General features: G+C 69.2%; 2 protein-coding genes. One reads left to right on the top strand and one right to left on the bottom strand.

Features of this window, described 5'->3' with window-relative positions; translation table 11 throughout:
* Positions 1-843: hypothetical protein (locus ACWF94_RS28585; protein WP_453494594.1), on the top strand; the 843-nt coding region annotated here is incomplete at its 5' end.
* 342 nt (positions 844-1,185) lie between these two features.
* Here ACWF94_RS28585 and ACWF94_RS28580 read toward each other — a convergent pair.
* Positions 1,186-2,747 (bottom strand): tetratricopeptide repeat protein (locus tag ACWF94_RS28580; protein WP_453494591.1); only part of this gene is annotated, 1,562 nt, incomplete at its 5' end.

Below are 2,747 nucleotides of genomic sequence, written 5' to 3'. Positions count from 1 at the left end.
CAGACCACACAGGCCAGGCCGACCACGCAGATCAGGCCGACCACGCAGATCAGCACGAGGAGTGCCCCCGCCGCCCGGCGCGCGGGTCGCCCCCGCGCCGGGGCGCCCCGGGTGGTCGTCGTCTCGCTGGACCCGGCCGCCACTCTCGAATGGGTCACCAGGCTGCGCCGGGCCTGCCCGCTGCGGTTCGTCGTCCGCCCCTGGGGCGACCAGCTCGGCTATGAGTATCTGCGCCGGGCCACCGGCGTACTGGCGCTGCTGGACAGCAGTGAGCCGGAGCCGCCCGGTGAACTCGTCCAGCGGGTACGGTCCTTACGGCTGCTCGCCCCCGTGACCGTGTCGGTGGCCGGCCCGGTCGACCCGGCGCCCCTGCTGGCCGCGGGGGCCCTCAATGTGGTGAGCAGGGAGACGTCCGCCTCCGCGCTGACGGCTCGTATCACGGCCGATCTGCGCTGGCTGTGCCGGGTACTCGACACCGACGCGGGGGACCGGTCTCGCGGCGGGGAGGCTGTCGCTCCCGACGGCGACGCGGTCGGTCCGGCTGCCGTCCCCTTGAGGCCGCACCGGAGCCAGTTCCTTCTCCAGGAGATCCTCCGGGGGGCGCGGGGACCGCTGTGCTGTCATGATCTGCGCGTGCTGCTCGGGGATTCGGACCGCCCGATGACCCTGCCCGCGCTGCGGGCCCGAATCCAGCGGCTGGCACCCCATCTCGCCCGGCACGGGCTCGTCTGCCGACGGACGGTCCGGTGGGGCGCCGACACCTATACCCTGCACACGGCCGAGGAGACTCGGCTCGCGCAGGCCCCGGGTGTCGCGGCGGGGGCGGTGGGACTGCCGGCCTGAGGCGCGGGGCCCGGTGGTCCGGGCGTGATGAGGGGTGGCCTTGGCCGACCACCCCGGGCACCGGCTCTTCCCGGTGTTCAGATGACGATGCACCCCCAGGGTCCATAGGCCGGAGCTATCTTTATCGAATTGAACACAAACAGCATTGCTTTCCACCTGGGAATGTCGTCCTGGATCTTGCTACTGCTCGGGTGGACAGTAGCAGAAGAAAGGTTCCCTCGGTGTACGGGAGTTCGACAGCCCGACGTCCGGGTGTTGGGCTCGCGCGGCCGCATGGCTCCCGGGAAATGTTTAGACCATTGAGGCGCCCATGATGCGCCGAGGCGGAGTCGGGAGCGCTTTCTACCGTGCGGGGCCCGAGTCGTCCGCCCGCTCGGACCCTACCGCCGCCCTGATCCGGTCGAGGGTCTCCCGCGCCTTGAGTCCCTCGTCGAGGTTGTGCGTACGGTCCGCCACGGCGACCGCGGCCGTCACATTCCGCAGTGCCGCGTCCAGCCGTCCTTCGCCGAAATCCACCTGGCCGAGGCAGTGCAGCGCCTGAATCTCCTGATGGGTCGCGCCGATGGCGCGGGCGATCCCGAGCGCGTCGAGGAGGTGGGCGACGGCGCGCTCGCTCTCGCCGGTCCTGCGGTGGACGTCGCCGATGCCGATCAGGGTGTCGGACTGGCTCTTCCGATCACCCAGCGCCTGGAACTCGCGGTGGGTTTCCAGATACAGCGGAAGGGCCTCTTCGGGGCGGCCGGTCTCGGTGAGGATATCGGCCAGGTTTCTGCGTACCGTCGCGCGATCGTATCGGTTTCCGGTCGCCTCAAGAATGGGGAGGGATTCCTCAAAAGATTTGCGCGCGAGTTCGAGGTTTCGCTTTCGCAAATACATATCGCCGATATTATTGAGGGTTTTCGCCGATGCCGTCCTGTCGGCGGCCTCCTGGAATCCGGCGAGAGCGCTGCGAAAATGTTCCAGGGCCCGGTCGTGCTCCCCGAGGAAGAGCAGACTGATCGCCACGTTGTTGTGTCCGCGCGCCCGGTCCCAGGCGTCACCGGAAGCGGCCTTGATCGTGAATGAACCCTGGAAGTGGGCGAGGGCGGCGCGGTTCTCGCCGAGATGCCAGCTGAGTGTTCCCAGCGTCCGCAGCGCCTCCGCCTCGGCCTCCTGATCACCCGTCCCCCGGGCGATCTCCAGCGCCTGTTCTCCGTTCGCGGCGGCCCGCGCGTAGTCGGATTTATGCGCCTGGGCGGCGCTCAGTTGTATGAGGGACCGGCTCAGGTGAGCCATCTCGTGGGTGTCCGACCAATGCGCGACGGCATGGCCGAGCACGGATTCCGCGTCCTGCCAATGACACTCCGCGTCCAGGAATCCGCTTATGAGGTAGGCGAGTTGAGCAGCCGCTTCCGGGTGATCGCCGGTACGCGCCGCCCGCTCGATCGCCAGGAGATTTCCGCGCTCGGCCGTGAACCAGGCTTTCGCCGCGTCGGAGTCTGCCCAGCGCGGCACCGGCTGTCGATCTCCGGGAGGGCCGAGGCGGATCCGGCGCGGGTAGGCGAGCCGATCGGCCCGGTCGGCAGCTTGCAGAGTGAAATCGATGAGCCGGCGCACCGCCGCCGCACGCAGGGGTAACGGATCCTCGGACAGCGCCAGCGCGTACGCGTATTCCCGCAGGAGATCGTGATAGCGATATCGGTCGGGCACCGGCTCCCGCAGCAGATGGCAGGCGAGCAGCGCTTCGAGCAGTCGCTCGGTTTCGTCCGGCGGGAGACCGAGCAGCGCGGCTGCCGCATCCGCCGTGAAATCCGAGCCGGGGTGCAGCCCGAGGCGGCGGAACGCGGTCCGCTGGGCGTCGGTCAGCGTCCGGTAGGACAAATCGAACGCACGGGCCATTTCGGACTCGGTGTCCCTGATCTCCG

This window comes from Streptomyces sp. NPDC055078 (assembly GCF_053607985.1).
This window is presented reverse-complemented; position numbering and strand designations above follow the sequence as displayed.